This is a genomic window from Mesorhizobium sp. M7A.F.Ca.US.005.03.2.1 (assembly GCF_003997795.1).
GTDB classification, from domain to species: domain Bacteria; phylum Pseudomonadota; class Alphaproteobacteria; order Rhizobiales; family Rhizobiaceae; genus Mesorhizobium; species Mesorhizobium ciceri.
This window is the reverse complement of the sequence record NZ_RZRP01001591.1, coordinates 1-487: the sequence shown is the minus strand read 5'-3', so window position 1 is coordinate 487 and position 487 is coordinate 1. Positions and strand designations below refer to the sequence as shown.

Sequence of the window (487 nt, the reverse complement as noted above, 5' to 3'; positions counted from 1 at the left end):
CCTTCGTCTCCATCGTTGCTGGCGGCACGCGGCTGGATGATCTGGCGGCGCAGATCCATTCCGACGGCTTTGACATCCAGAACCGCGCCGGGCCGGTCACCGTCAAGCTGCAGGCAGGTGGCCTCAACACCGACGTGGCGACGCTGGCGCCGCTGATCACCGGCAAGATCGATGTCGATCTGGCCGGGTCGGTCAGCAAGGATGCCATTGCCATCGACCAGGGCACGCTGCGCTCCGACGCGCTCAACGCCTCTCTGACGGCGACGGTGGCGCTTGCCGACCTGTCGATGCAGCTGAAGATGAACGCGGATGCCGTGGCGACGGCCTTTCCGCCGCAGATCGCCTCGGTGCTTGGCGCCCGGGTGAAATTCTCGGCCACCGCGGCCCGCGATCCGCAGGGATCCTTCGCCGCCAACTCGATCGAATTCACGTCCGGCACGCTCAGCGCCGCCGGCACGGCCAGCATGCAGGGCACCGACATCCAGGC

1 protein-coding gene is annotated in these 487 nt (G+C 67.6%); it reads left to right on the top strand.

Annotated features, from left to right (window positions below; translation table 11 throughout):
• Positions 1-487, top strand: a 487-nt coding sequence (locus EN991_RS39325) for a hypothetical protein (RefSeq protein WP_164769818.1), incomplete at both ends; no start/stop codon positions are given.